The organism is Parazoarcus sp. PS-13 R2A (assembly GCF_057621855.1).
In genome coordinates this window covers 44,655-69,572 of record NZ_JBYEXN010000024.1, presented here as the reverse complement: position 1 = coordinate 69,572, position 24,918 = coordinate 44,655, and the positions used below count along the sequence as shown (strand labels likewise).

Here is a 24,918-nt window from a genome sequence, read left to right as displayed (position 1 = left end):
TGAGGAAGGGCCAGCGGTGGGGCGTTGTGCGACCTTGAGCGCCAGCGCAGCCGACCCCATCCGCAGCGCTCATTGCACTCCGCCTGCGATCAGCTAGATTGAGATGCAGGGGGGCGACGATCGTGCGCGCGCCTGATCTGTTCGTTGACCTCAATCGGGAGGGCATCATGAAGCGGACAAGCAAACGATTTCCGGGGCTGATCATTGCGATCGCCCTCGTGTCGGCATTGGGCCTGAGACCGGCATTCGGGCAGGTGGGCACCCATGCCGGATCGGCGGTGGCGATTGGCAAGGGCGAGGCATACGCCATGGTCCGGACCGGCGCGAACGGCGCGGTGACCTCGATCGGCGTGGTGATGACGGCAGCAGCGCTAGACGGTTTGCCGACGAGGGTGCCAGGCGAGCGTTCTGACGTTCCCTACCTGTTGCCAATGCCGGCGAGCGGGCCGAAGACCGTTGTCGATCACGTGGTGGTGAATTGGGAGCCGACCGGTCATGCGCCGTCTAAGGTCTACGACGTGCCGCACTTTGACTTCCATTTCTACGTGGTCGATCGCGGGGAGGTGGAAAGGATCGTGTTTGCCAACCCGGATGAATCGGGAGCCCCGGATCAGCAACCGCCCGCTGAGTTGATGGCGGCCGGTTACATTCTGCCGCCTGGTACTGCGAAGTCGAAGATGGGGGTGCATGCGGTCAACCCGGCAAGCGGGGAGTTTCAGCAGCAGCCATTCAACGCGGCGTTCATCTACGGCTATTACAACAAGCGGCTGACCTTCATCGAGCCGATGGTCTCGCTGGCGTATCTGAAATCGAAACCGTCGGTTTCGCTGCCGGTGTCACGGCCGGCGAGGTATTCCTGGCCCGGTGCCTATCCGTCGTCGTATCGGGTTGCGTTTGACGAAGCGCACCAGGTGTACGAGATCGCGCTGGAGGATCTGCGGTAGATTGCCTGCACGGTGCGCCGAGCGTCAGCGCGATCCCGTGCTCAGACCACGATCTGCTGCGCAGTCGCACCAAGGGCGTCGCTGGCGAGGCTTTTCAGGCGATGAGCTTCAGGCCGGTCATGTTGGCTGCGCCGCCTGTGCTGTGGCGGGGGCCTGGCCACCAGTGGAGATCGACGTTCTCCGGAATCTGTTGAGTCTGTGCAAGCCGGAAATTGCCGAATCGCGGGTCGGAGGTGACCTCCCTGTCGATCCAGTGGGGCAGCACGATCGACGCGCCCTCGTGCGGCAGTTCGATCTCTGCGACGACGAGTCCGGCATGCTTGCCCTCGAAGACGTCTACCTCGAAGGTCTGCGTGTGGAAATGCACCAGGTAGCGTGTCTTGCGAACGATGCGATCGTTGCAGTAGGCCGACAGCATGCGGACAGCATCGGCGATGGGAATGGGGTATTCAAACTCGTCACGCGTGATCCCGGAGCGTGGCCCCTTGATGGTCAGAAAGGCACGGTCTGCGCGAATCCTGACACGCGTACTCATTGCTCCTTGCTCTTTGGCGACATAGCCCTGAACGATGTTTTCGCCCTGAGCATCCTGCAAGAACCTGATGTCGCGCACGAGGAACTTGCGTTCAATCTCGAGTGCCATTTGGGGGCTGCCGCTTTTGCTTTTGAGTAAATGGATTCTAGCAGATGACGGGTCGCTAAAATTGACCTTGATCAGAGAAGCGCGCCCCCGGCTTTTTCGCCGGAGGTGTGCCTGCAAACGCAGCATGCTCTGGTCAGGTTCGCCGTTCGACCAGTTCCCGAACCGGTGCGGGCAGCAGGGCACGCAGGCGATGGCTGATCGTGGTTTCGTGGCGCTGCCAGACGACACCCAGATAGACGACGCCGAGACCGATGAGGGTGAGGACGACCGGAAACAGCATGCTGTCCTTGAACACTTCGTTTGCCAGGTGCGCGAGGTAACCCGCCGCGCCGAGTCCGCCGAACACGGCAAAGACTCTGCGCGAGAGGGTGGCGCCGACGGCGATCATGATCAGGTTGATGCACAGGTAGATGAACTTGCTGAGCTCGCTGTCGGAGTTCATCGACGACAGCCCGCCCCAGAACGCGATGACGCCAAACAGGTAAAGCCAGAAGGCGTAGTCCCTGACGTGTCGGGTTCGTACGTCCACCCAGAATGCGAGCAGGACCATGAGCAGGCCAAACCAGAGCGAAACCAGCTTGCGCAAGGCCCAGCCGTGGTCGGCGTCTGCCGCGAGGAAAGGGGCGAGATCCATGCTCATGTACCAGAGCGTGACGGCAACCGGCATCACCAGGAAGGGCAGGCGATAGCGCCATAGCATGATCACTCCGGTCGCCAGGGTGGCGAACTCCATGAGCATCCAGCGCCAGTCGATGTGCGTATGGTATTCGCGGAAGACGCGGCCATCAGCCCAGAAGCCGAGGGCGGATTGCAGTCCATAGACCGCCAGCGGTGTCAGGGCGACAGCAAAGGTCGCCGTGATGCCGGCTGGGATCGGCAGGCGGTGGCGCTTGAGGAAGGACTCGGTGAGCCACAGGCCTGCACCGGCATAGGCCAGCGCAATGAAGAACAGACCCCATCCACCGAAGCGCTCCCAGCCGATGTTCATGAACAGACTCATCGCACCGATCGCGATCAGCCCGCCAAGGTAGTAAAGGATGTGGGTGGCGCGAAAGCTCGGGGAATTGCTGCCCTGCGCGAGCAGGAAGGTCCAGAGTTGGTCTGCCTGCTGCTCGGTAATCAGGCCCTGCGTGGTCGCATCCTTGAGATGGCCCCGATTCAATTCCATGCTGACTCCCGGAAGACAAAAACATCATTGCGCACTAGTTTGTCATACATGAGCCCGATTCTTCGAGCCGTCGGGTCGCACGCATTCCATTCATCGAGCGCGCCCGCATCGGTCACTTTCGGTGCTGCGCAAGGAACGCGCGTATGCCCGTTTGCCTGGGGGCGCTGCCGGAGCATGCGGACTGAGATTGACACGCAGTGTGAGGTGTCACGATAATCCAAGCCTTCTGCGGGAGAGAGAGCTGCGAACATGCAGTCTCCGCCGAAGGCGCAAGCTCCCATAATCGCTCAGGCATACGGAACCGCAGAGATCATTCGCCGACTGGAGAGCAGTCGAGAGTCACCCCGGTGGCTTTCGTCTCACCGAAGGGGCTGGTCCTGAAAAGGGCTGAAACTCTCAGGTAAAAGGACAGGGGGAGAGGCGCAACGGACCACGCACGCGTGCGTGATTCGTCTTCCAACGGAGTCGCCCCCTGATGTACCCGAGCCTTGCAAGCCTTTTCCAGCCCCTGGCTGCGCAAAAGGTTGATCTTCTGCTTTTCATCTATCTGATTGCCATCGCCGCCGAGGCCATGTCTGGCGCCCTTGCTGCGGGCCGCCGCAACATGGACATCTTCGGTGTTGCCGTGATTGCCTTCGTGACCGCGCTTGGTGGCGGCACCATCCGCGATGTCGTGCTGGGCAATTACCCGATTGGCTGGACGCAACACCCCGCTTACGTCTATCTGGTGATCTCGGCGGGGCTGCTTACGACCTTGATCGCGCCCTACATTCACCGCATGAAGCGCGCTTTCCTGATCTTCGATGCAATGGGCCTGATTGCTTTCTCGCTGATTGGTTGCAACGTCGCCCTCAACCTCGACTACCCGATCGTGGTCGTTGTGATGTCCGGCATGCTGACGGGGATCTGCGGCGGCATTCTGCGCGACGTGCTGTGCAACCAGGTGCCGGTCGTGTTCCGGCGCGAACTCTACGCGAGCGTTTCGCTCACTGTGTGCGCCTTGTTCCTCGTGCTGCGCGCAGCCGGGCTCGATTCCGACCTCAATACCGCGATCTGCTTTGTTGGTGGCTTCATGTTCCGCATGCTTGCGATCCAGTTCAGCTGGCGCCTGCCCACCTTCTCCTACCAGCAGCGCTGGGACTAGCGCGGGCACTTTTCCGAATGCCTGCGGGGACATGGCCGCCTTGACCCTGCTCCTTTCGCAAACTAGCCTCAGTAGTGTGTGTTCGATGATCTTTCAGCAAATTTGCTGAAACTCGGACAGGTGCCAGACCTGTCGTACGTATCGGGTCGGAAGGGCATTGTCGCATCTGATCACACTGAATCTGGTATGGCCGGTCGAGCCTGCAGGCTGACTTTCTGGCTGTCAATTGCCGCTTGATAACCCAAACCTGCAAAGGAGGACATCATGGCAAACTGGCAGATCGAAGGGCAGTACATGGAGACATGCAACTGTACCTATCTGTGCCCCTGCGCCGCGTCGAACCTGACCGCGCAGCCCACTGAAGGCGACTGCAAGGCCGCTATTGCGATGCACATCACCAAAGGGCAGAAGGACGGGCTCAAGCTCGACGGGCTGTCCTTCGTCGTGATGCTGCATTCGCCGCACGCGATGGCAGAGGGCAACATCGTGGTGGGCCTGATCGTCGATGAGAGTGCGTCGGACGCGCAGGTCGAAGCGATCAGCGCCATCGCGACCGGTGCTGCCGGTGGGCCGATGGCAAACCTGGCACCCCTGGTCGGCAGCATGGCGGGGGTTGAGCGACGGCCGGTTACTTTCGACGTCGATGGCATGAACTTTGCCGTCAAGGCCGGTGAGCTGGTCGACCAGGCTTGCGAAGGGGTCGCCAGCGGCGTGCGCCCGGACGAGCCGCTCTTCCTTGAGAACACCGTGCATCCGGTCAACAGCCGGCTGGCGCTGGCCAAGGCGACACGCTCCATCTTCAACGTGTTCGGGATCAACTGGTCGGATACCTCCGGCACGCGTAACGCCCACTTTGCGCCCTTCGCATGGACAGCCTGAGCGCTGCCTGCCACAGTGACGGCATCGAAGTCGTGTTGCGCAAGGATCGCTGGCTGGCGATCCTTGGGCTGGGTGCGGTGGTGTTGCTGTCGTGGCTCTACCTCTGGCACAGCGCAGCGGGAATGGATCACGCAGGCATGGCGATGGAGAGCATGCCGCGCGCCACGGACGCCACTGCGCTGCTGCTCACCTTTGTAATGTGGACGGTGATGATGGCCGGCATGATGCTTCCCAGCGCAGCCCCCACCATCCTCATGTACGGCACCCTGGTCCGAAAGAACGGTGCGGTGGGCAAGGTCCTGCCGGGGGTGTGGGTCTTCGCTGCAGGCTATCTGCTGATGTGGACGTTGTTCAGCATCGTGGCCACGCTGCTGCAGACGGGGCTCGAATACGCTGCGCTGCTCACGCCCGAGATGGCAACTGCGAGCGCAGGGCTTGGCGCAGCGGCCTTGATCGCAGCAGGGATCTATCAACTGACACCGTTCAAGGAGGCCTGCCTCGGCAAGTGCCGCAACCCGCTCCAGTTTTTCATGACGCGCTGGCGTGACGGGGCAGGCGGTGCTTTCAGAATGGGGCTCGAACACGGCGCCTGGTGTGTCGGCTGTTGCTGGGCGCTGATGCTGTTGCTCTTCGTGGCCGGGGTCATGAATCTGATCTGGGTCGCCCTGATCGCCGCCTTCGTCTTCGTCGAGAAGGTGTTCCCCGGCGCGCGCATGCTTACGCGCGCCTCGAGTGCCGCACTGATCCTGGCAGGATTGTTCCTGCTAACGAGGATCTAGTTCGCAAGCTTTCCACAGTGCAGTGATGTGTCGCTGCGGCGGCATTCCTATCGCGCCCGGAACCGTCGAGGTGTCTCCAGGCGCCCGACGGGGGCGTTCATGTGCAAATGGAATGCCTATTTCAGTCCGGATGAGTCAGTGAGTGGGCGCTTTTTTCCGGCTTGTGATCGTGTTTTCAAGTGCGACCGTCATAAAGTGCTTATCAATATGCCGATGGAGAGTCAATGTGTTATTTGCATAATATTGTTTGAACCAATGATACGTTTCTGGTAGGTTCCAAATCGCTATGACATAGCCAAATTGGTTGAGTTTGGCATTGCTTGGCAAGATCACAGCACATGCAAGCGATGTGAATGGTTACTTACCGTGCCAGTCAGGGCGCCTGCGCTATCCCATGTTCAGGAGAAACGAGAAGATGAATAAGCAGTTGGTCGGCCTTTTTGCCGTGGCCGCGCTGATGACAGGGTGCGCCACACCGTATTCCGAAGCTCCGATATCGAGTAACTTTCCGACGACCAAGCAACTCCAGCTTAGAACTGCTGGGCATTGGACGACGATCGCGCAGGACGTCGCGAACCAGCTGACCGCCCGTCTTCCTGAGAAGGCAAAGGTCTATGTGAAGGTGCCCGCAAAGAGCACACCGTTCGAACAGGCGTTTTCTGGCCAACTGACGACTTCGCTGACCAATGCCGGTTATGCAGTGATGAAGTACCCGGACGGTGCTCTGCTGGTCGAGGTGGATACGCAGGCCGTGAAGTTCTCGGCAGAGCGGCCCCGTCACCAGTATGCCGGTACCGCGACGACGCTTGGTGCCGGTCTCTGGGCTATTCATGATGTCGTGATCAATACCTCGCCGGGCGCTGGTGCGATGCTCGGTTTTGCAGCCATCGATGCAATGACCTGGTTCAGGTCAGAGGTGTCGTCCGGCGCAGCGCCGCGGACCGAGATCATTGTCAGCGCGAGCGTTTCCAACGCGAATCAGTACCTTGCACGCACGACCAGCGTCTATTACATCGCCGAGGATGATCACGGCGCGCACAGTTCGCTGTACGGCGCTGGCAGTGATAGTGCAGCCCGGATGAAGACCTTTGAAGTGAAGGGGGCTGAATGATGGCGCCACGCACATTCCTCAAGGCTGCATGTGCTGCGGCGTTGAGCCTGACAATTGCCGGCTGTGCAACGGAAACGTCGGTTGCACGAAAGGCCGCGACCTACGAGGAGGCTGCAAACAATCCGTTCGTTCCGGCCAACTACCGCGCGGCAGAAGCGCTTCTGGGGCAATTGCAGGGCAAGCTTTCGCCCGATCAGCCAATGATCATCGCGACGGTGGTCAGTATCGATGCGCTTGAGCGTTCGTCGACGCTTGGTCGCCTTGTGTCGGAGCACGTCTCGGCGCGCTTCTCGCAAGGCGGGCACAAGATGGTGGAGATGAAGTTCCGCAACAATGTCTACATGGTGCGGGACCAGGGCGAGATGATGCTGACGCGTGAGATCCGCGATATCGCAAAGTCACATGATGCCCAAGCCGTGATCGTCGGTACGTATGGCGAGAGCAGCGATTTCATTTTCGTCAATCTGAAGGTGATTGACCCCGGTACGAACGTCGCGCTCGCGGTGCACGACTATGCACTCCCGGTCGACGCCAATACGAAGGCGATGCTGCGCGCCGCGCGCTGAGTTAGTTGCGGCAGAATGCAGATCCGCAACAAGCCTGGTCGCGTTTGCGGCGCCCAGGTTTGTTGCGGATTCTTCGTTTCAGGAGCGCTCCAGCAAGGAATTCCTGCCTCAAGTCACTGCTGGATGGACTGGATGTAGTAGACGAGTTCGAGGATTCTGCCGCGTACGACTTTTTCGTACTCGCCAGCATAGCCACGGGGCGTGCCCGGTTGGTCCATCAGGTAGCGATTGCCCCACACAGGCATGGCTCTATCACCGTGCACTTCGATGGCCGCTCTGCCGTCGATGACCTGGAAGACCCTCAGGAAAGGAAACTCGCCGGCTTTGCGACTTGGGTAGAGTGCAGTGCTGTTCCTCGAAATTGCCGTGAGGTCCGTCGGTTTCGGCGTCAGAAACTTCGCCAGTGGGCCGTCCCCCCGGCCGCCTACGCCGTGGCACGAAAGACAGGACATGCGGTATTCGTCAGAACCAATCGTTTCTTCTTCCGCCATGACGTTGCCTGCACCGAGCGTAACCAAGGCAATCAGCCCGACTCCGCATGACTTCGCAATGCGCTTTGCCGTATTGAATTGAGTCACCGTTCATCCTCCTCGTTGTCCAGAATCTCGAAGTGATCCTGATTGCGCGGAGAGGCATCGTTATGCGTGTTGAAATCTTGATCCGATGAATGCGTTCATCCTCCCCCGCACGGCCGACCGCCGCGGAATGCAACGTCCGACACTTTCACGATAGGGAATGTTGTGGGTGAGTTCCATACCGCGACCAGGGTATTCGCCCGCCCGGTCGGCGAGCGGCTGGACGCGGCTGTGCTGGTGTCGGGTGCAATAGGCCGGGCTCAATGCTTGTGGCCGTGGCCGTGCTTGTGGTCGGGCTTTGCTGCGGGCTGTTCGGGCGCCGCCTTGGGGTAGCGGATGACGGTGACGGTTTCGTCGGGCTCGAACCAGAACTCGTTGTTGGGCGGGTCGAAGCGGCCGATGGTCAGCACGATCAGTCCATCGACCTGATTGACGCGGGTGATGGTTTCCCATGCAAATGTGGGGTGGGGGTTGGTACCCGGACCGTCGTAGATGTGGTCCTCGGGCTGGACTTCGGATGCTGGGATCGAAATTCTGTTCGTCATGGCTCCTCGCTTTCCGGCGCAACGGTGTTCAGGCCCCGGCTATCACCAAGCCATGATGCGCTTTCCGGTGAGCTTGCGCCGGACTATCGGAGGGCCGCCGGGGCGGCAGCCAATCCCGGAGCTGCAGTGCCGGCTGACGGTTCATCCTGTGTGCAATGCAGCATCAGCCTTGATTGCGGGGGGAACGGTGGTTAAAATTTCACCCCCTTGCTGATGCTTGCGGGTTCCCGTGGGCGCAACGTGTTTTCGTGGTCAGCAACAGAACATGCACACAGGCCAGTCCAGCGGACTGGCCTGTGTGCTTTTTGCAGGTTTCGCCCAAGGAGGCGCCTTGCCCGTACTGATAAGGCCGGAACTGTTCGTGTGCTTTTTCGCTGGCGATTGCCAATGGACCTGCCGGAGAGGTGGTGTAGCCGGAGGAACGGCAATCACGCGTTTCGCCACGGTTAGTCAGGCTTGAGCACGAGCTCGGCGCCGTCTCCGCAGGGGGGCTGGACCTGGCCCTCTTCGATGCGGGCACTGGGTCACCGCAACTACCGCTACTACTTCTTCGGTCAGGCGGTGTCGGTGCTGGGCTCGTGGGTTCAGCAGGTGGCGCTATCGTGGCTGATCTACCGCCTGACGGGGTCCGTTGCCCTGCTCGGGGTGACGACCTTCGCGGCGTTGCTGCCGATGCTGCTTGTGGGGCCGCTCGCGGGTGCGTGGATCGACCGTCGCGACAAACGGCGTCTGCTCATCCTGGTGCAAGGGCTGCTCGGCCTGCAGGCGGCTGCGCTCTCGGTGCTTACCGCGATGGACGCAATCGGCCCGAATCTGATCGTGGCCATGTCGGCGACGCTCGGACTGCTGAACGCATTTGATGCGCCGCTGCGTCAATCGCAGATCGGGGTATTCGTCGCCAACCGCGCCGACTTGCCCAATGCGCTGGCGCTCAACGCAATGCTGTTCAACTCCGGTCGCTTTCTTGGGCCGCCGCTCGCTGGTCTGGTGCTCGGTTTGACCTCGGAAGCGGTCTGCTTTGCGATCAACGCGGTGTCGTTTTCGGCGCTCGCCTTTGGTGTCAGCCGCATTCGGGTGCCGGAAGTACCGCGCGCGGTGGGCTCGATGAGCCAGGTGTTTCGCGAAGGGCTGAGCTACGTGTGGACCGAATACCCGGTGCGCATGCTGATTTTTGTGCTGGCAACGGTGAACCTCACCGCGTCGAGCTATGCCGTGCTGCTGCCGGTGTTTGCCAAGGATGTGTTCGGCGGCGACGCGCGCATGCTGGGCTGGCTGTGGGGTGCAGCCGGGGCGGGGGCCTTTCTGGGAACGGTGTTTCTGGCTACCCGCAAACACATGCTCGGCTTGATCAAGGTGGTGCTCGGCGGGGCCTGCATCAGCGCGCTTGGCCTGCTCGTGTTCTCCCACAACGAGACCTTGCTGATTGCGCTGCCTTCGATGGCTGCGGTGGGTTTCGGTATCTCGGTGTGCAACGTGGGTGTGAACATGCTGCTGCAGAGCATGGCGCCCGATCACCTGCGCGGGCGGGTGGTGTCCTTCTTCAGTTCGACCCGTTTCGGCCTTGATGCCATCGGTGGCCTGCTGGCCGGTCTGCTCGCGGCGCGCACGGGCGTGCAGATGGCGATGCTGATCGAAGGTGCCGTGCTCGTGCTGTTCTTCATCTGGACGCTGCGAATCTTCGGGCGCTTGCGCACCGAAGTGAGCCTGCGTGCGGGCGATGGTCATTGATTTGCAAGGCAGGCGTGGCAGGGTGTGCTGCGTCTTTCCATCAACCGGTTCAGTTTGCGGAGTTGCTGCATGAAGTATGGTGAGTTTGATTCGGATGCCCTGATGTTCATCACTCAGCGTCCCGAGATTCTGTTTGAGCGTGGCGAAGGGTCGTGGCTGTTCGATTCGACCGGCAAGGCCTATCTGGACTTCATTCAGGGCTGGGCGGTGAACTGCCTTGGGCATTCGCCAGTCGAGATTCGCGACGCGCTGGTCGCGCAATCGGCAAAACTGATCAACCCCAGTCCGGCCTTCTTCAACGGGCCGATGATTGAACTGGCGGGGATGCTCACGGCACATTCGACCTTGGACCGGGTGTTCTTTGCCAACTCGGGCGCCGAGGCCAACGAGGGCGCGATCAAGCTGGCTCGCAAATGGGGGCGGCTCAAGCGCAATGGCGCGTGGCAGATCATCACTTTCGATCATTCCTTCCACGGGCGCACGCTCGCGACCATGTCGGCTTCGGGCAAGCCGGGCTGGGATACGCTCTACGCGCCGCAGGTGCCGGGTTTCCCCAAGGCTAAGCTCAATGACCTGGCTTCGGTCGAGGCGCTGATCTGCCCCGAAACCGTGGCAGTGATGCTGGAGCCGGTGCAGGGCGAGGGTGGTGTGATTCCGGCTGATCCGGCCTTCCTCAAAGGTCTGCGCGAGCTCACGGAAAAGCACGGCATCCTGCTGATCGTCGACGAAGTCCAGTCCGGCATGGGGCGCACTGGGCGCCTGTTTGCCCATCAGCACGCCGGCATCGAGCCCGACATCATGACCTTGGGCAAGGGCATCGGCGGCGGGGTGCCGCTGGCGGCGCTGATGGCGACCGAATCGGTGAGCTGCTTCGAGCCCGGTGATCAGGGCGGTACCTACAATGGCAACCCGCTGATCAGCGCGGTTGGTGTGGCCGTGATGCGGCGGCTGACGTCAGCCGGCTTCATGGAGGCGGTGGTCGCGCGCGGAGACTACCTGTCGCGGCGCCTCACTGAACTGTCGCAGGCGCACGGGCTGGGGGGCGAGCGCGGGGTGGGACTGCTGCGAGCACTGGTGCTTGATCGCGATCGCGGTCCGGATCTGGTGAAGGCGGCGCTCAATGCGGCGCCGACCGGGCTGCTGCTCAACGCACCGCGTCCGAACCTGCTGCGCTTCATGCCTTCGCTGACAGTGTCCGAGGCCGAGATCGATCAGATGATCGAGATGTTAGACGGGTTGCTGAAAGCCTGATTCAGCGCGCTCAGCCGAAAAAACGCCGGGTCCTGCCCGGCGTTTTCTTTTGAGCGCATCCGCGCGGTCAGCGCAGCAGTGCGGTGGCGTGGTGACGCAGGTGGTCTTCGATAAAGCTGGCAATGAAGTAGTAGCTGTGATCGTAGCCGGGCTGCAGTCGAAGGGTGAGCGGGTGGCCTGCCGCTGCGCAGGCTTCGCGCAGGGCTTCGGGCTTGAGCTGCTCGGCGAGGAATCCGTCGGCTTCGCCCTGATCGACCAGGATCGGCAGGCGCTCGCTGGCCGTGGCGATCAGCTCCACCGCATCCCAGGCTTTCCATTGCGCACGGTCGGCGCCGAGGTAGCCGGCGAAGGCCTTCTGGCCCCAGGGACAGTCCACCGGGTGGCTGATCGGTGCGAAGGCGGACACCGAGCGATAACGCCCGGGGTTCTTGAGCGCGCAGATCAGGGCGCCATGTCCACCCATCGAATGCCCGGAAACACCCCGCACGGCCGTGACAGGCAGGTGTGCCTCCACAAGCGCCGGCAGTTCGCTCACCACATAGTCGTACATCCGGTAGTGGCGGTCATAGGGGGCTGCGGTGGCATTCACATAGAAGCCGGCGCCGTGGCCGAAGTCCCACGCGCCATCCGGATCGCCCGGTACATCGGTGCCGCGCGGACTGGTGTCGGGGGCGACAATGGCAACGCCCAGTTCGGCCGCAACCCGGTGCGCGCCGGCCTTCTGCATGAAGTTCTCGTCGCTGCAGGTCAGGCCCGACAGCCAGTACAGCACCGGCACCGGGCCGTGCTCGGCCTGCGGTGGCAGGTACACCGCAAACACCATGTCGCAGCCGAGCGTGGCCGAGGCGTGACGGAAGCGCTTGTGCCAACCGCCGACGCTGCGGTTGGCGCCAATCTGCTCGAGGGCTGTACTCATCGTCAGAACCGGATCACGGTGCGGATGCTCTTGCCTTCATGCATCAGGTCGAAGGCCTTGTTGATGTCCTCCAGCCCCATGGTGTGGGTGATGAAGGTATCGAGCGGAATCTCGCCCGCCTGCGCCCTGGCGACATACCCAGGCAGTTCGGTGCGGCCGCGCACACCGCCAAAGGCCGAGCCGCGCCACACGCGACCGGTGACGAGCTGGAAGGGGCGGGTGGAGATTTCTTCGCCGGCACCGGCCACGCCGATGATGATCGATTCACCCCAGCCCTTGTGGCAGCACTCGAGCGCCGAGCGCATGACCTTGGTGTTGCCGATGCACTCGAAGGAGTAGTCGACGCCGCCGTCGGTGAGGTCGACGATCACTTCCTGGATCGGGCGGTCGTAGTCGAGCGGGTTGATGCAGTCGGTGGCGCCGAGCTGCTTTGCGATCTCGAACTTGGACGGGTTGATGTCCACGGCGACGATGCGCGAGGCCTTGGCCATGGCGGCGCCGATGATGGCCGACAGGCCGATGCCGCCGAGGCCGAACACCGCGACGGTGGCGCCGGCTTCAACCTTGGCGGTGTTGAGCACTGCGCCGATGCCGGTAGTGACGCCGCAGCCGAGCAGGCAGACTTTTTCCAGCGGCGCGTCCTTCTGGATCTTGGCGACCGAGATTTCCGGCAGCACTGTGTACTCGGAGAAGGTCGAGGTACCCATGTAATGGAAGATGGGCTTGCCGTTCTTGCTGAAACGGCTGGTGCCGTCCGGCATCAGACCCTTGCCCTGGGTGGCGCGGATGGCCTGGCACAGGTTGGTCTTGCCCGACAGGCAGAATTTGCACTTGCCACATTCCGGCGTGTACAGCGGAATCACGTGATCGCCGACGGCGACCGAGGTGACGCCTTCGCCGATGGCTTCGACGATGCCGCCGCCTTCATGGCCGAGGATGGACGGGAAGATGCCCTCCGGATCTGCGCCCGACAGGGTGAAGGCGTCGGTGTGGCAGACGCCGGTGGCCACGATCCGAACCAGCACCTCACCGGCTTTCGGCGGGGCGACGTCGACCTCGGTGATTTCGAGCGGCTGCTTGGCAGCCCAGGCTACGGCGGCGCGGGACTTGATCATGGTGTGTTCTCCACTGGTGACTTAACCCGCTATTGTAGGAAACAGGGAGTCGGGGATAATCCCCATTATGGCAATTCATTGTTGTTCATGGTCAACAATGACCGGAGTGGGTCTGTGAGTCGATGGGAGGGGGTGGATGCGTTTGTGGCCGTGGCCGAAGCCGGGCACTTTGCTGCAGCGGCAGAGCGGCTGGGGGTGTCGACCTCGCACGTGAGCCGTGTCGTGGCGCGGCTGGAGGAGCGGCTGCAGACGCGGCTTTTTTACCGCAGCACGCGACGCGTGAGCCTGACCGAAAGCGGGCATACCTTTCTGCAGCACTGCCGCCGTCTGCAGGACGGTTTCGACGAGGCCCTGCATGCGGTTCAGGATCTCGGTGGCACGCCCAAGGGGCTGCTGCGCATGACCTGCGCGCTGACCTATGGCGAGCGCTTCATCGTGCCGCTGGTCAATGACTTCATCGAGCGCTATCCGCAGGTAAAGGTCGATATCGAGCTGACCAACCGCACGCTGGACATCGTGCAGGAGGGCTTCGATCTGGCGGTTCGGCTTGGGCGTCTGGCCGATTCACGTCTGGTCGCGACGCGGCTTGCGCCGCGCAGGATGTATCTGTGCGCCGCGCCGTCCTATCTCGAGCGCAGGGGCGCGCCGCAGCGGCTGGAGGACATCGCCGACCATGACTGCCTGCTCGGCACCTCTGACAACTGGGTGTTCCAGGCGGGGGGTGAAGCGCTGACCATGAAGGTCCGCGGCAACTGGCGCTGCAACAGCGGCCAGGCCGTGCTTGACGCGGCCTTGCGTGGCTTCGGCCTGTGTCAGCTGCCCGACTACTATGTGCTTTCCCACTTGCAGGACGGGCGCCTGCGGGCCTTGCTGCCCGAGAATCAGCCGCCGCACACGGCTGTGTGGGCCGTGTTTCCGCAGCAGCGGCATCTGTCGCCCAAGGTGCGCCTGCTGGTGGACTATCTGCGTGATGCACTTGCAATGCGTCCGGAATACCGTGTGTCGGCACCGGGTTGAGCAGTGGCCGGGGCCCGTCTGTCAGGTTGACGTTTACGTTAACTGGAACTATGTTTCGGGGCTGGATATTCCGGTTCAGGCCGATTAGAGAGGGAGCAGACAATGAAGATCGAGAATGGCGTGTTCGTGGTTACTGGCGGTGGTTCGGGTCTGGGTGCGGCAACGGCCCGCATGCTGGTCGAGGCGGGTGCCAAGGTGGTGCTGGCCGACGTCAATCGCGAAGCGGGCGATGCGGTGGCAGCGGAACTCGGCGTGGCTGCAACTTTCGTGACCACCGACGTGACCGACGAGGCGAGCGCAAAGGCTGCGATCGATCTGGCGGTATCGGCGTACGGCGGCCTGAACGGCCTGATCAACTGCGCCGGTGTGGCGCCGGCCGAAAAGGTGGTGGGCCGCGAGGGGCCGCATCGTCTGGAGTCGTTCTCGCGCACCGTCGCGATCAACCTGATCGGTTCGTTCAACATGATCCGTCTGGCTGCTGATGTCATGAGCAAGGCCGAGCCCGATGCCGGCGGCGAGCGTGGCGTGATCGTCAGCACCGCCTCGGTGGCCGCATTCGACGGCCAGGTGGGGCAGGCCGGTTATGCTGCGTCGAAGGCCGGCGTTGTGGGCATGACCCTGCCGGTGGCCCGCGAACTGTCGCGTTTCGGCATCCGGGTGATGACCGTCGCTCCGGGCATCATGGAAACGCCGATGCTGATGGGGATGCCGCAGGAGGTGCAGGACTCGCTGGGCAAGATGGTTCCTTTCCCCTCGCGTCTGGGCAAGCCGGCCGAGTTTGCCAGCCTCGTGCGCCACATCATCGAGAATGCCTATCTCAACGGCGAGGTGATTCGCCTCGACGGCGCCATCCGCATGGCGGCCAAGTAAGCTGCGTCGTTTCGCCGGGGCTGGTGCGGTGCCGGAGTCGCGCCAGCCTCATTTCACTTTCCTCTGCGCGAGCGCATTGGTGGAGCAGGGCAAATGTGCTAAAAGAGCGCTTCTCTTTAGCGTACCCCGGGCTTGCCGGGGCCGTCACCGGCGTTCCCGCTGTTCATGAATTCAGATCAAGCATCTCCCGTCGCGGTGGAAGAAGATCGCGACTGCTACCACTGCGGCCTGCCGATCCCGCCAGAGACCAGTCACTACGTGCGTATCAACGGCAAGAACCGGCGCATGTGCTGCATTGGCTGCGAGGCGGTCGCCGAATCCATTGTCGATAACGGTCTGGTCGACTACTACCGTCATCGCGATGCGATGCCCGAGACCCGGCGCGAGGCGATGCCCTCGGAGCTGCAGGAGCTCGGCCTGTTCGATCACCCCGAGTTCCAAAAAAGCTTCGTGCGCCCCATCGGTGAGCACGAACGTGAGGCTTCGCTGATCCTCGAAGGCATTACCTGCGCGGCCTGCGTCTGGCTCAACGAGCAGCATGTGGCGCATCAGAAAGGGGTGTCGGCGGTCGAGATCAACTACGCGACGCGTCGTGCGCGAGTGCGCTGGGACGAGCGCGAGATCCATCTTTCCGACATCCTCGCCGCGATCCAGGCGATCGGCTACCGCGCCTATCCCTACGATGCGACACGTTCCGAGCAGATCGCCAACAAGGAGCGGCGCTCCATGCTGTGGCGGGTGTTCGTGGCCGGTTTCGGTATGATGCAGGTGATGATGTACGCGCTGCCGGCCTACATCGCCACCGAAGGCGACATGACGGCGGATATCGATCTGCTGATGCGCTGGGCAAGCCTGCTGCTGACACTCCCGGTGGTGCTCTATTCCGCTGCGCCATTCTTCCAGCGTGCGCTCAGGGACATCAAGCTGCGCCGCCTCGGGATGGACGTGCCGGTTGCGTTGGGGGTTGGCAGCGCGTTTCTCGCCAGTGTCTGGGCCACGCTCTCCGATGGGCCGGAGGTGTATTTCGATTCGGTGACGATGTTCGTGTTCTTCCTGCTCGGTGGCCGCTACCTGGAGATGCTGGCGCGGCAGAAGGCGGTGCGCGGGGTGGAAGAGCTGGGCAAGGTGCTGCCGGTGTTTGCCGAGCGCTTGCCGGACTGGCCGGCGCCGGCCGCCGAGCGGGTGCCGGTGTCGCAACTGGTGCCGGGCGATCGCGTCAGGGTGCGCCCGGGCGAAGTGATTCCGGCCGATGGTGTCGTGATCGACGGGCAGGGCGAAGCAAATGAAGCCTTGCTGACTGGCGAGAGCCGACCGGTATCCAAGCGCCTGGGTGATCTCGTCACCGGGGGCAGTATCAACATCTCCAGCCCGCTGGTGGTGAAGGTGGAGCATGTGGGCGACGAAACCCGCCTCGCCGCCATCTGTCGCCTGATGGAGCGGGCCGCGATCGAAAAGCCTGCGATCGCAGCCCAGTCTGACCGGGTTGCGGTGTATTTCATCGTCACCCTGCTCGTGCTCGCGGGAGCGACCGGCGTGGCGTGGTATTTCATCGATCCGCAGCGCGCGCTGTGGGTGTTTGTTTCCGTGCTGGTGGTGGCCTGCCCGTGTGCGCTATCGCTTGCAACCCCGACCGCACTGACGGTGGCAACCGATTCCCTGGCACGAATGGGGGTGCTGGTGACCCGAGGGCATGCGATCGAGACGCTTGCCCGCGCCAATCATTACCTGTTCGACAAGACCGGTACGCTGACTCAGGGCAAGATGAGTCTGGAGGAGGTCGTTTCGCTGTCGTCCATGTCAGCGCTCGAACTCTGTGCGCTCGGCGCGGCGCTGGAGCAGGGCTCTGAGCACCCGATCGCGGCCGGCGTGCGCGATGGCGCAGGCGAGGCCGTGTTGCCGGCGGTCAGCGACGTTGTGGCAATCACCGGGCAGGGGCTTTCCGGCCGGTACGCGCAGGGCGAAGCGTGGATCGGACGCCCTGATTACGTTGCCGGTTGTCTCGGCTTGCCCGTGCCTGCTGCACTCGATGCGCTTGAGCAGAAGGGTGGTACTGTCATTGCACTGGGGGGGAGCAGCGGCTGGCTGGGCCTTTTCCGCCTCGCCGATGTTCCGCGTGCAGAGGCCGCAACACTGACCCGCAAGCTCAGCGACGCGCACGTTCCGATGACCGTGCTGTCTGGCGATGCACCCCAGGTGGTCCGCGCGGTGGCGCATGATCTCGGAATTGGCGAGGCGCATGGCGGCATGACGCCGCAGGACAAGCAGGCCTTCATCGCCGACCTGCAGTCGCGCCCGGGTGTGGTCGTGGCCATGGTGGGTGACGGCGTCAATGATGCGCCAGTGCTGGCACAGGCGCACGTCTCGGTAGCGATGGGCGGGGGGACCGATCTGGCCCGCAACCAGGCGGACATCGTGCTGTTGAGCGAAAATCTGGCCGATCTCGGCGAGGGTGCCGATCTTGCACGCCGCACGCTGAGCATCATCCGTCAGAACCTGTGGTGGTCGTTTGCGTACAACTTCACCTCGGTCCCGCTGGCCATGGCCGGACTGGTGACGCCGTGGATGGCGGGCATCGGCATGGCTGGCAGTTCGCTGCTCGTGGTACTCAACGCATTGCGGCTGCAGCGACGGTCGCACAAGAGCAAAGGCAGGTAAGCGTGGAAAGTCTCTACATCCTGATTCCGCTGTCGGTGGTGCTGGTCTTTGTCATCGGCATGCTGTTCTGGTGGTCTCTGCGCAACGGGCAGTATGACGACCTTGAAGGGCCGGCCTATCGACTGCTGATGGACGACAAGGACGAACTTCCGGATGAACGTTGCAATGCAGCAACAGAGGGAGAGACTCGCACTGATGGCAAGACCGAAAAAACCGACAGCAAACAGGGGCATTAAGCGTTACCCGTTTGATCTAGGTCAACGGCCGCTTTGAGGCAGTAGGCATAATGCCCCCATGGTTTTCGGATGTGCGCAGTGACGAACTGCGGTGATCTGAAAGGGTATTTTTGTCTCTCTGTTGGGGTTGGGGGTGCGTTCAAGACGCACCCTTTTTTTTCGCCTGTACCCGATCGGTGCGCAGTATTCTGCCGTGTACCGCTGAAATGCCCCGATCCGGTGCCTGCGTGCTTTCCCCGACCCGTGCGGTGCAATACAATGTTGATCTGTGTCAAATTGTAGATCCGGTCGAGCGGTATCCTTGCCGCGGATGACGAGTTACATGCCGTGATCTGAACAGTTGTACCAAGGGGTTTTTAATCAAAGAGGTGATTTCACATGCAATCGCAAGCGACTTATAACTACAAAGTCGTGCGCCAGTTCACCATCATGACGGTGGTGTGGGGCATCGTGGGCATGCTGGTCGGTGTCATTGCCGCAGCACAGCTCGTGTGGCCTGAACTGAACGTGCACGAGTTCCTGCACTTTGGCAGGTTGCGTCCGCTGCATACCAACGCGGTCATTTTCGCTTTTGGCGGATGCGCGTTGTTTGCAACGTCCTACTACGTTGTGCAGCGTACGTGTCATACCAAGTTGTTTGCGCCTGCACTCGCCGGTTTCACCTTCTGGGGCTGGCAGCTGGTCATCGTTCTGGCCGCAATCACCCTGCCGCTGGGTTACACCCAGGGTAAGGAGTACGCCGAGCTCGAGTGGCCGATCGACCTGCTGATCGCCGTGGTGTGGGTGTCCTACGCCGTTGTGTTCTTCGGTACGATCGCCAAGCGCAAGATCAGCCACATTTACGTGGCGAACTGGTTCTTCGGCGCCTTCATCCTGACCGTCGCGCTGCTGCACATCGTCAATAGCGCTGCCATCCCGGTGTCCTTCATGGGCATGAAGTCCTACTCGGCCTATGCCGGTGTCCAGGATGCCATGATCCAGTGGTGGTACGGCCACAACGCGGTGGGCTTCTTCCTGACCGCCGGCTTCCTCGGCATGATGTATTACTTCGTGCCCAAGCAGGCTGAGCGTCCGGTCTATTCCTATCGCCTCTCCGTGGTTCACTTCTGGGCACTGATCTTCACCTACATGTGGGCGGGTCCGCACCACCTGCACTACACCGCGCTGCCTGACTGGACCCAGTCTGTCGGCATGGTGTTCTCGCTCATCCTGCTGGCTCCGTCCTGGGGCGGCATGATCAACGGCATCATGACCCTGTCGGGCGCCTGGCATAAGCTGCGTACCGACCCGATCCTGAAGTTCCTGGTCACCTCGCTGTCGTTCTACGGCATGTCCACGTTCGAAGGCCCGATGATGTCGGTCAAGACCGTGAATGCGCTGTCGCACTACACCGACTGGACCGTTGGCCACGTGCACTCCGGCGCACTGGGCTGGGTTGCGATGATCTCGATCGGTGCGGTGTACTTCCTGCTGCCGCGTCTGTACGGCAAGACCGAGATGTACAGCACCAAGCTGATCAACACCCACTTCTGGATTGCGACCATCGGTATCGTGCTGTACATCGCCTCGCTGTGGGTTGCCGGTGTGATGCAGGGCCTGATGTGGCGTGCAACCAACGCGGACGGCACCCTGACCTACTCGTTTGTTGAGAGCGTCAAGGCCAGCTACCCGTTCTGGACGATCCGTCTGGTGGGTGGCGCCCTGTTCCTGGCTGGCATGGTGATCATGTTCTACAACATGGTGAAAACCATCGCCGGTGAGAAGGCATACAACGCGCCCGTGATTGCACCTGCGGCTGCACACGCCTAAGCGGAGAACAAGAACATGGCACAATCGAAACACGAAAAGATCGAACGTAACGTATTCCTCATGATCGTCCTCACGCTGATGACTGTCAGCGTGGGTGGTCTGGTGGAAATCGTTCCGCTCTTCTTCCAGCACACCACCACGTCACCGATCGATTACAAGGGCAACGAGCTCAATGTAAAGCCGTACGATCCGGTGCGCCTGGTCGGTCGTGACATCTACGTTCGCGAAGGCTGCTACAACTGCCACTCGCAGATGATCCGTCCCTTCCGTGCAGAGACCGAGCGTTATGGTCACTACTCGGTCGCGGGTGAGTACATTTACGACCATCCTTTCCAGTGGGGCTCCAAGCGTACCGGTCCTGACCTGGCTCGCGTCGGCGGTCGTTATTCCGACGAATGGCAGAAGGTTCACCTGCTGAACCCGCGCGACGTCGTGCCCGAGTCGAACATGCCAGCCTTCCCGTGGCTTGATCGTCCGGTCAAGGGTGACGATATCCAGGACAAGATGCGTGCTCTGAACAAGGTCGGCCTGCACAAATACAGCGACGAGGAAATCGCCGCTGCGCCTGCTGCCCTCGAGGGCAAAACCGAGCTTGATGCGGTGGTTGCCTACCTTCAGGGTATGGGTACCGCACTTAAGAACGTAAGGTAAGGAAAGAGGACGCGCCGTGGAAATCAACGACCTGAGAATCATCGTAACAGTCCTGGGTTTTGCCTGTTTTCTGGGGATTTGTGCCTGGGCATACAGCCGTCACGCCAAGACTGGTTTCGATGAGGCGGCGCGCCTGCCCCTGACCGATGACGATCTGCCGGTTTCGAATGACCGGCTGGAAAAGGAAGGAAAAACAAATGGCTGACTTTATCAGCGGTTTCTGGAACATGTACGTGATGGGTCTCGTGACCCTGAGCATCCTGTTCTGCGTTTTCGTGCTGGTCTCGAACATGACCAAGCGCGAGCCGGGCGAGGTCAAACTGCATGGTCACGTGTGGGATGAGACCCTTGCGGAATACAACAACCCGCTTCCGCGCTGGTGGTTGTATCTGTTCTGGATCACCATCGTTTTCGGCATCGTGTATCTCGTGATCTACCCCGGCTTTGGCAATCACAACGCCGATCGTGGCGAGCACAGCCAGTACTATGCAGAAATGAAGGCCGCCGACGAGAAGTACGGCCCCATCTTTGCCAAGTACCAGGACATGGATCTGATGGCGGTTGCGGCGGATCCCGAAGCCAACGCGATGGGCAAGCGCATGTTCCTGACCTACTGTGCGCAGTGTCACGGTTCTGCTGCTCAGGGGGCCAAGGGCTTCCCGAACCTGACCGACGACGAATGGAACTGGGGCGGCGAGCCCGACACCATCAAGACCACCATTGTGGGTGGGCGCATGGGCGTGATGCCGGCTTTCGGTGCTGCGCTTGGCGGTGAGGGTGTCAAGGACGTAGCAAACTACGTCCGCTCGCTCTCGAACCTGGCTCACGATTCCCTGCGCGCCCAGCGTGGCAAGGAAGTCTTCGATACGAACTGCGTGGCGTGTCACGGTGCGGATGGCAAGGGCAACCCGATGCTGGGTGCGGTCAACCTGACCAACAAATCATGGCTGTATGGTTCGTCTGAAGCGACGATCATCGAAACCGTGACCAACGGTCGTCAAAACCAGATGCCTGCGTTCCAGGAGTTCCTTGGCGATGCCAAAGTTCATCTCCTCGCGGCATATGTGTTGAGTCTTAGCAAGGAACAGAAGTAAGCAGTGCGCTCCGGGGGCTTATGCCCCCGGAGCCGTTTTCAATCATAAAAATAAGAATCCACTAATAAAGCGATCATGAACAGCACAGCCCCGAACTCTCAAGCCAAGGTCCCACCTCCACCACCTGAACAGGATTCCCTGTACGCGGTACGACAGAAGGTCTACATGCGCGCGGTTACGGGCATCTTTGCAAACTGGCGATGGGCGCTCGTCTGGTTTACCCAGATCCTCTTTTACGGATTGCCCTGGTTGATGTGGAACGATCGCCAGGCCGTCCTGCTGCATCTGACAGAGCGAAAGTTCTATATCTTCGGCTGGGTGTTCTGGCCCCAGGACGTCTTCTTCCTGGCAATCCTGCTGATCATTTCCGCCTACGGTCTGTTCTTCTTCACTGCGATTGCCGGTCGCCTCTGGTGTGGCTACGCGTGCCCGCAGACGGTGTACACCGAGATCTTCATGTGGATCGAGCAGAAGATCGAGGGTGACCGCAACAAGCGAATCAAGCTCGACAAGGCGCCGCTGAGCGCGAAAAAGGTCGGGATCAAGCTGGCCAAGTACGGTGCGTGGGCCGCGGTCTCGATCTGGACCGGATTTACCTTTGTCGCCTATTTCTCGCCGCTCAGCGAGTTGCTGCAGTCGGCCACGACCTTGAGCTTCGGCCCGTGGGAGTTGTTCTGGATCCTGTTCTACGGTGGTTTCACCTACCTGTTTGCGGGGGTCATGCGTGAGCAGGTGTGCAAGTACATGTGCCCGTACGCCCGTTTCCAGAGCGTGATGTTCGACCCCGATACACTGGTCATTACCTATGACGACGCACGTGGCGAACCGCGTGGTCCGCGCAAGAAAGGTGCTGATCCGAAAACACTCGACAAGGGCGATTGCGTCGATTGCGGCATCTGTGTCCAGGTCTGTCCGACGGGTATCGACATTCGTCAGGGCATGCAGTACGAGTGCATTGGTTGTGCCGCCTGTATCGACGCCTGTGATCAGGTGATGGACAAGATGGAGTATCCGCGCGGGCTGATTCGCTATTCGACCGAGAATGCGATCAAGAAGGGCTGGGGCAACAAGGAAATCATTGCCCATGTGTTCCGGCCGCGCACGCTGATCTACGGTTCGGTCCTAATCCTCATCAGTCTCGCCTTCGTCTGGGCGCTCGCTACGCGTGACCCCTTGCGCGTCGACGTGATCCGCGATCGCGCGTCGCTTGCCCGTGAGATCGAAGGCGGCATGATCGAAAACGTGTACCAGCTCCAGGTGATGAACATGACGGAGAAGGCGCGTACCTTCGTGTTCTCGGCCTCCGGACTGGAAGGTATCGCCATTGGTGGCGAGCATCGCATGGAAGTTGGCTCTGCCGGCACGCAAGCGGTGACCCTGCAGGTCCATGTCCCGTATGATTCGGGCAAGCCCGGCGCGAACGAAGTCTTCTTCGAGGTCTACGCTGAAGATGAACCGAGTCTCAAGCTGCGCGAGAAGACAACATTCCTGTTCCCTCGCTGAGACTTCCTGACAATGAGTGTATTAGTGTCCGAAAAGAAACCCGACCCCTGGTACAAGCAGGGCTGGCCCTGGTTCCTGATCGCGTTGCCGGCAACCGCAGTTGTCGCCGGTACCATCACCATGGTGATCGCAGTCAGAACCTGGGACGGGCTGGTCGTTGATGATTACTACAAAGAGGGCAAGGCGATCGTTCAGACGATCGGCCGCACCGAGCGGGCACGTGAGCTGGGGCTGAAGGCCCTGGTTCAGGTGCGCAGCGAATCGGTACGCATCGAGGTGGCGGCTGCCGACATCGACAACGTACCTGGTGTCATTCGCCTCACGATTGCACATCCGACCCAGGGCGGGTCCGATCAGGAGCTGGTCCTGAACGGGCAGGGTGGCGTGTTCGAGGGCGCTGTGGCGCCCCTGAGTACGGGCCGCTGGTTGTTTCAAATCGAGAATGAGTCCCGCAGCTGGCGCATGAACGGGGCCGCTTACCTCCCGACAGAGACGGAAATCAGGATTGATCCATCTGGTTCTTAACCCGTCGAAGAAGGAGTCTCATCATGGCCTGGAATGAATTGTTCAGCACCGATATCGGTCTGCTCAGTCTGTTCACCATCGGTTTTGTACTGGCGATGGCGGTGTACATTTATCGTTTTGCCAAACGGCATATTGCCGAGGATGAGCAAAAAGAGAGAACATTGGGGCACCATTTGTAATTCAATGAGTTGGCTGGCTGTAGTCGCCAAACGCAGGCTGGCACACATCGATTCCTGCTGGCTTGCGTAGTGCTGCTACCAGTGCTTGTCAGATGCTGGAGCAGGTCCCGTTTCATGGCACGGTAAGGAGGAGTTTCCATGCAGAAATTGATTCAGATTCTGTGGCCGTCTTTTCTGGTGGCTGGCGTGGTGGAGGCGATATTCTTTACCGTGATCAACCCTCGGGAGCTGTATTTTTTCGGGTCGCCGGTTCATCTAGATATGCTTTCGACTTATTCCATCGGTTTTTTTGCATTCTGGCTGATCTGTGCGGCATCCAGCCTGACAACGGTCTATTTTCAACGCACGGCGTCGGAAATCAATCACCTTGAGTCAAAGCAGTAAGCGGTCTGCGCTGGCCGTGATCTGAGCCGCGCCCGATTGGAGCGCTTCATGGTTTCCGCAGGAAAGCGTGGAGCAAAAAAGGGAACGGCCCGCACAGCGGGCCGTTCCCTTTTTCTTGCTGGATCGCTGCTATCAGCGATAGACCAGTACCGGCGTCGTACCGTGTGTCAGCACTTTCTGTGTTTCGCTTCCGAGCAGCAGGCCCGCGATGCCTTTGCGCCCGTGAGAAGCCATGAAAATCAGATCGCAGCCGTGGCGTTCCGCTGCGTCGATGATTGCCTCATAGGGCACCTCATTGACCAGGGTGTCGGTTGCGGCGAGAACACCGGATGCATCCGCCACTGCTTTTGCGCTCGCCAGAATGCGTTCGGCTTCCTGTTGTGCCGACTTGGCGAACAGCTCGGGCGTGGTGGGGTCTATGAGAGCACCTTCGCCGTAAATCGGCATCGGGAAATCCGGTTGGGCGTAGAAAAAGGTGATTCGTGCGCCCGCATCTTTGGCGAAGGACACAGCACGTGATACGGTGCCTTCAGAAAGGGGCGAGCCGTCGGTAGGTACGAGAATATGTTTGAACATGTAAGTACTCCATGGGTCGCGGTGTGTGTCCAATTATAGCCACCGATGCATCGCT

27 protein-coding genes and 1 riboswitch are annotated in these 24,918 nt (G+C 61.1%); of the genes, 20 read left to right on the top strand and 7 right to left on the bottom strand.

Annotated elements, in window-relative coordinates; translation table 11 throughout:
* Nucleotides 1-122 precede the first annotated feature (122 nt).
* Nucleotides 123-944: a DUF5602 domain-containing protein gene (locus AC22G6_RS18680; RefSeq protein WP_487368030.1), complete on the top strand. Its 822-nt coding sequence runs from the start codon at nucleotides 123-125 to the stop codon at nucleotides 942-944.
* Between the two features lie 94 nt (nucleotides 945-1,038).
* Here AC22G6_RS18680 and AC22G6_RS18675 read toward each other — a convergent pair whose 3' ends face one another.
* Together AC22G6_RS18675 and AC22G6_RS18670 are read right to left on the bottom strand one after the other, a co-directional pair.
* Nucleotides 1,039-1,587 (bottom strand): CYTH domain-containing protein, encoded by a 549-nt coding sequence (locus AC22G6_RS18675; protein WP_487368029.1) that lies wholly within the window; start codon nucleotides 1,585-1,587, stop codon nucleotides 1,039-1,041.
* Nucleotides 1,588-1,720: 133 nt separating this feature from the next.
* Nucleotides 1,721-2,755 (bottom strand): hypothetical protein, encoded by a 1,035-nt coding sequence (locus tag AC22G6_RS18670; RefSeq protein ID WP_487368028.1) that lies wholly within the window; start codon nucleotides 2,753-2,755, stop codon nucleotides 1,721-1,723.
* 219 nt (nucleotides 2,756-2,974) lie between these two features.
* Nucleotides 2,975-3,069, top strand: a riboswitch (glycine riboswitch).
* Between the two features lie 161 nt (nucleotides 3,070-3,230).
* On the opposite strand from AC22G6_RS18670, the gene AC22G6_RS18665 reads away from it, so the two are divergent.
* From AC22G6_RS18665 to AC22G6_RS18645, 5 genes are all read left to right on the top strand, one after another.
* Nucleotides 3,231-3,899 carry a trimeric intracellular cation channel family protein gene (locus AC22G6_RS18665; RefSeq protein ID WP_487368027.1) on the top strand — a complete coding sequence of 223 codons (669 nt, stop codon included), beginning with the start codon at nucleotides 3,231-3,233 and terminating at the stop codon, nucleotides 3,897-3,899.
* A gap of 264 nt (nucleotides 3,900-4,163) precedes the next feature.
* Nucleotides 4,164-4,778, top strand: a complete 615-nt coding sequence (locus AC22G6_RS18660; protein ID WP_487368026.1) for a DUF1326 domain-containing protein — start codon at nucleotides 4,164-4,166, stop codon at nucleotides 4,776-4,778.
* Nucleotides 4,766-5,557 (top strand): DUF2182 domain-containing protein, encoded by a 792-nt coding sequence (locus AC22G6_RS18655; RefSeq protein WP_487368025.1) that lies wholly within the window; start codon nucleotides 4,766-4,768, stop codon nucleotides 5,555-5,557. Before AC22G6_RS18660 ends, AC22G6_RS18655 begins: the two co-directional genes overlap by 13 nt.
* A gap of 415 nt (nucleotides 5,558-5,972) precedes the next feature.
* Nucleotides 5,973-6,668, top strand: coding sequence for a hypothetical protein (locus AC22G6_RS18650; protein WP_487368024.1), 696 nt, complete (start codon nucleotides 5,973-5,975; stop codon nucleotides 6,666-6,668).
* Nucleotides 6,668-7,234, top strand: a complete 567-nt coding sequence (locus AC22G6_RS18645; RefSeq protein ID WP_487368023.1) for a FlgO family outer membrane protein — start codon at nucleotides 6,668-6,670, stop codon at nucleotides 7,232-7,234. The genes AC22G6_RS18650 and AC22G6_RS18645 overlap by 1 nt, the downstream gene beginning before the upstream one ends.
* Nucleotides 7,235-7,347: 113 nt before the next feature.
* Here AC22G6_RS18645 and AC22G6_RS18640 read toward each other — a convergent pair whose 3' ends face one another.
* Together AC22G6_RS18640 and AC22G6_RS18635 are read right to left on the bottom strand one after the other, a co-directional pair.
* Nucleotides 7,348-7,812, bottom strand: a complete 465-nt coding sequence (locus AC22G6_RS18640) for a hypothetical protein (RefSeq protein ID WP_487368022.1) — start codon at nucleotides 7,810-7,812, stop codon at nucleotides 7,348-7,350.
* 257 nt (nucleotides 7,813-8,069) lie between these two features.
* The gene (locus AC22G6_RS18635) at nucleotides 8,070-8,354 is read right to left on the bottom strand and encodes a hypothetical protein (RefSeq protein WP_487368021.1); all 285 of its coding nucleotides are present in this window, start codon (nucleotides 8,352-8,354) and stop codon (nucleotides 8,070-8,072) included.
* 456 nt (nucleotides 8,355-8,810) lie between these two features.
* On the opposite strand from AC22G6_RS18635, the gene AC22G6_RS18630 reads away from it, so the two are divergent.
* A complete protein-coding gene (locus AC22G6_RS18630; RefSeq protein ID WP_487368020.1) occupies nucleotides 8,811-10,082 on the top strand; it encodes an MFS transporter in 1,272 nt (423 codons plus the stop codon).
* A gap of 69 nt (nucleotides 10,083-10,151) precedes the next feature.
* Nucleotides 10,152-11,333: an acetylornithine transaminase gene (locus tag AC22G6_RS18625; RefSeq protein WP_487368019.1), complete on the top strand. Its 1,182-nt coding sequence runs from the start codon at nucleotides 10,152-10,154 to the stop codon at nucleotides 11,331-11,333.
* 67 nt (nucleotides 11,334-11,400) lie between these two features.
* Here the strand turns inward: AC22G6_RS18625 and fghA are convergent, their stop codons facing one another.
* Together fghA and AC22G6_RS18615 are read right to left on the bottom strand one after the other, a co-directional pair.
* Nucleotides 11,401-12,249: an S-formylglutathione hydrolase gene (gene fghA, locus AC22G6_RS18620; protein WP_487368018.1), complete on the bottom strand. Its 849-nt coding sequence runs from the start codon at nucleotides 12,247-12,249 to the stop codon at nucleotides 11,401-11,403.
* Between the two features lie 2 nt (nucleotides 12,250-12,251).
* Complete coding sequence (locus AC22G6_RS18615) at nucleotides 12,252-13,364, bottom strand: S-(hydroxymethyl)glutathione dehydrogenase/class III alcohol dehydrogenase (protein ID WP_487368017.1); 1,113 nt, start codon at nucleotides 13,362-13,364, stop codon at nucleotides 12,252-12,254.
* Between the two features lie 114 nt (nucleotides 13,365-13,478).
* Here AC22G6_RS18615 and AC22G6_RS18610 point away from each other — a divergent pair, with 114 nt between their 5' ends.
* The 12 genes from AC22G6_RS18610 to AC22G6_RS18555 all read left to right on the top strand — a co-directional run bounded on the left by AC22G6_RS18610 (nucleotide 13,479) and on the right by AC22G6_RS18555 (nucleotide 24,287).
* On the top strand, nucleotides 13,479-14,381 hold the full coding sequence (locus AC22G6_RS18610) for a LysR substrate-binding domain-containing protein (protein WP_487368016.1): 903 nt from the start codon (nucleotides 13,479-13,481) through the stop codon (nucleotides 14,379-14,381).
* Nucleotides 14,382-14,483: 102 nt separating this feature from the next.
* On the top strand, nucleotides 14,484-15,251 hold the full coding sequence (locus tag AC22G6_RS18605) for a 3-hydroxyacyl-CoA dehydrogenase (protein ID WP_487368015.1): 768 nt from the start codon (nucleotides 14,484-14,486) through the stop codon (nucleotides 15,249-15,251).
* 165 nt (nucleotides 15,252-15,416) lie between these two features.
* On the top strand, nucleotides 15,417-17,906 hold the full coding sequence (locus AC22G6_RS18600) for a heavy metal translocating P-type ATPase (protein ID WP_487368014.1): 2,490 nt from the start codon (nucleotides 15,417-15,419) through the stop codon (nucleotides 17,904-17,906).
* A gap of 2 nt (nucleotides 17,907-17,908) precedes the next feature.
* On the top strand, nucleotides 17,909-18,142 hold the full coding sequence (ccoS, locus tag AC22G6_RS18595) for a cbb3-type cytochrome oxidase assembly protein CcoS (RefSeq protein ID WP_487368013.1): 234 nt from the start codon (nucleotides 17,909-17,911) through the stop codon (nucleotides 18,140-18,142).
* Between the two features lie 378 nt (nucleotides 18,143-18,520).
* A complete protein-coding gene (ccoN, locus tag AC22G6_RS18590; RefSeq protein ID WP_108947874.1) occupies nucleotides 18,521-19,951 on the top strand; it encodes a cytochrome-c oxidase, cbb3-type subunit I in 1,431 nt (476 codons plus the stop codon).
* 15 nt (nucleotides 19,952-19,966) lie between these two features.
* Nucleotides 19,967-20,602, top strand: a complete 636-nt coding sequence (gene ccoO, locus AC22G6_RS18585; RefSeq protein ID WP_487368012.1) for a cytochrome-c oxidase, cbb3-type subunit II — start codon at nucleotides 19,967-19,969, stop codon at nucleotides 20,600-20,602.
* A 16-nt stretch (nucleotides 20,603-20,618) separates the two neighbouring features.
* Complete coding sequence (locus AC22G6_RS18580; RefSeq protein ID WP_487368011.1) at nucleotides 20,619-20,807, top strand: cbb3-type cytochrome oxidase subunit 3; 189 nt, start codon at nucleotides 20,619-20,621, stop codon at nucleotides 20,805-20,807.
* A complete protein-coding gene (gene ccoP / locus AC22G6_RS18575; RefSeq protein WP_487368010.1) occupies nucleotides 20,800-21,696 on the top strand; it encodes a cytochrome-c oxidase, cbb3-type subunit III in 897 nt (298 codons plus the stop codon). Before AC22G6_RS18580 ends, ccoP begins: the two co-directional genes overlap by 8 nt.
* 75 nt (nucleotides 21,697-21,771) lie before the next feature.
* Nucleotides 21,772-23,199 carry a cytochrome c oxidase accessory protein CcoG gene (gene ccoG / locus AC22G6_RS18570; RefSeq protein ID WP_487368009.1) on the top strand — a complete coding sequence of 476 codons (1,428 nt, stop codon included), beginning with the start codon at nucleotides 21,772-21,774 and terminating at the stop codon, nucleotides 23,197-23,199.
* 12 nt (nucleotides 23,200-23,211) lie between these two features.
* Complete coding sequence (locus tag AC22G6_RS18565; protein ID WP_487368008.1) at nucleotides 23,212-23,724, top strand: FixH family protein; 513 nt, start codon at nucleotides 23,212-23,214, stop codon at nucleotides 23,722-23,724.
* A 23-nt stretch (nucleotides 23,725-23,747) separates the two neighbouring features.
* On the top strand, nucleotides 23,748-23,903 hold the full coding sequence (locus AC22G6_RS18560) for a DUF3149 domain-containing protein (protein WP_487368007.1): 156 nt from the start codon (nucleotides 23,748-23,750) through the stop codon (nucleotides 23,901-23,903).
* Nucleotides 23,904-24,041: 138 nt separating this feature from the next.
* Nucleotides 24,042-24,287, top strand: a complete 246-nt coding sequence (locus AC22G6_RS18555; protein WP_487368006.1) for a hypothetical protein — start codon at nucleotides 24,042-24,044, stop codon at nucleotides 24,285-24,287.
* A gap of 132 nt (nucleotides 24,288-24,419) precedes the next feature.
* On the opposite strand, the gene AC22G6_RS18550 is transcribed toward AC22G6_RS18555, so the two are convergent.
* Complete coding sequence (locus AC22G6_RS18550) at nucleotides 24,420-24,863, bottom strand: universal stress protein (protein ID WP_487368005.1); 444 nt, start codon at nucleotides 24,861-24,863, stop codon at nucleotides 24,420-24,422.
* Nucleotides 24,864-24,918: the final 55 nt, after the last annotated feature.

Excerpts from the sequence above, each read along its gene's own strand:
- AC22G6_RS18675 (WP_487368029.1), bottom strand. The coding sequence starts at position 1,587 with ATGGCACTCGAGATTGAACGCAAGTTCCTCGTGCGCGACATCAGGTTC.
- AC22G6_RS18670 (WP_487368028.1), bottom strand. The coding sequence starts at position 2,755 with ATGGAATTGAATCGGGGCCATCTCAAGGATGCGACCACGCAGGGCCTG.
- AC22G6_RS18665 (WP_487368027.1), top strand. The coding sequence starts at position 3,231 with ATGTACCCGAGCCTTGCAAGCCTTTTCCAGCCCCTGGCTGCGCAAAAG.
- AC22G6_RS18660 (WP_487368026.1), top strand. The coding sequence starts at position 4,164 with ATGGCAAACTGGCAGATCGAAGGGCAGTACATGGAGACATGCAACTGT.
- AC22G6_RS18655 (WP_487368025.1), top strand. The coding sequence starts at position 4,766 with ATGGACAGCCTGAGCGCTGCCTGCCACAGTGACGGCATCGAAGTCGTG.
- AC22G6_RS18650 (WP_487368024.1), top strand. The coding sequence starts at position 5,973 with ATGAATAAGCAGTTGGTCGGCCTTTTTGCCGTGGCCGCGCTGATGACA.
- AC22G6_RS18645 (WP_487368023.1), top strand. The coding sequence starts at position 6,668 with ATGGCGCCACGCACATTCCTCAAGGCTGCATGTGCTGCGGCGTTGAGC.
- AC22G6_RS18635 (WP_487368021.1), bottom strand. The coding sequence starts at position 8,354 with ATGACGAACAGAATTTCGATCCCAGCATCCGAAGTCCAGCCCGAGGAC.
- AC22G6_RS18625 (WP_487368019.1), top strand. The coding sequence starts at position 10,152 with ATGAAGTATGGTGAGTTTGATTCGGATGCCCTGATGTTCATCACTCAG.
- fghA (WP_487368018.1), bottom strand. The coding sequence starts at position 12,249 with ATGAGTACAGCCCTCGAGCAGATTGGCGCCAACCGCAGCGTCGGCGGT.
- AC22G6_RS18615 (WP_487368017.1), bottom strand. The coding sequence starts at position 13,364 with ATGATCAAGTCCCGCGCCGCCGTAGCCTGGGCTGCCAAGCAGCCGCTC.
- AC22G6_RS18605 (WP_487368015.1), top strand. The coding sequence starts at position 14,484 with ATGAAGATCGAGAATGGCGTGTTCGTGGTTACTGGCGGTGGTTCGGGT.
- AC22G6_RS18600 (WP_487368014.1), top strand. The coding sequence starts at position 15,417 with ATGAATTCAGATCAAGCATCTCCCGTCGCGGTGGAAGAAGATCGCGAC.
- ccoN (WP_108947874.1), top strand. The coding sequence starts at position 18,521 with ATGCAATCGCAAGCGACTTATAACTACAAAGTCGTGCGCCAGTTCACC.
- ccoO (WP_487368012.1), top strand. The coding sequence starts at position 19,967 with ATGGCACAATCGAAACACGAAAAGATCGAACGTAACGTATTCCTCATG.
- ccoP (WP_487368010.1), top strand. The coding sequence starts at position 20,800 with ATGGCTGACTTTATCAGCGGTTTCTGGAACATGTACGTGATGGGTCTC.
- ccoG (WP_487368009.1), top strand. The coding sequence starts at position 21,772 with ATGAACAGCACAGCCCCGAACTCTCAAGCCAAGGTCCCACCTCCACCA.
- AC22G6_RS18565 (WP_487368008.1), top strand. The coding sequence starts at position 23,212 with ATGAGTGTATTAGTGTCCGAAAAGAAACCCGACCCCTGGTACAAGCAG.
- AC22G6_RS18560 (WP_487368007.1), top strand. The coding sequence starts at position 23,748 with ATGGCCTGGAATGAATTGTTCAGCACCGATATCGGTCTGCTCAGTCTG.
- AC22G6_RS18555 (WP_487368006.1), top strand. The coding sequence starts at position 24,042 with ATGCAGAAATTGATTCAGATTCTGTGGCCGTCTTTTCTGGTGGCTGGC.
- AC22G6_RS18550 (WP_487368005.1), bottom strand. The coding sequence starts at position 24,863 with ATGTTCAAACATATTCTCGTACCTACCGACGGCTCGCCCCTTTCTGAA.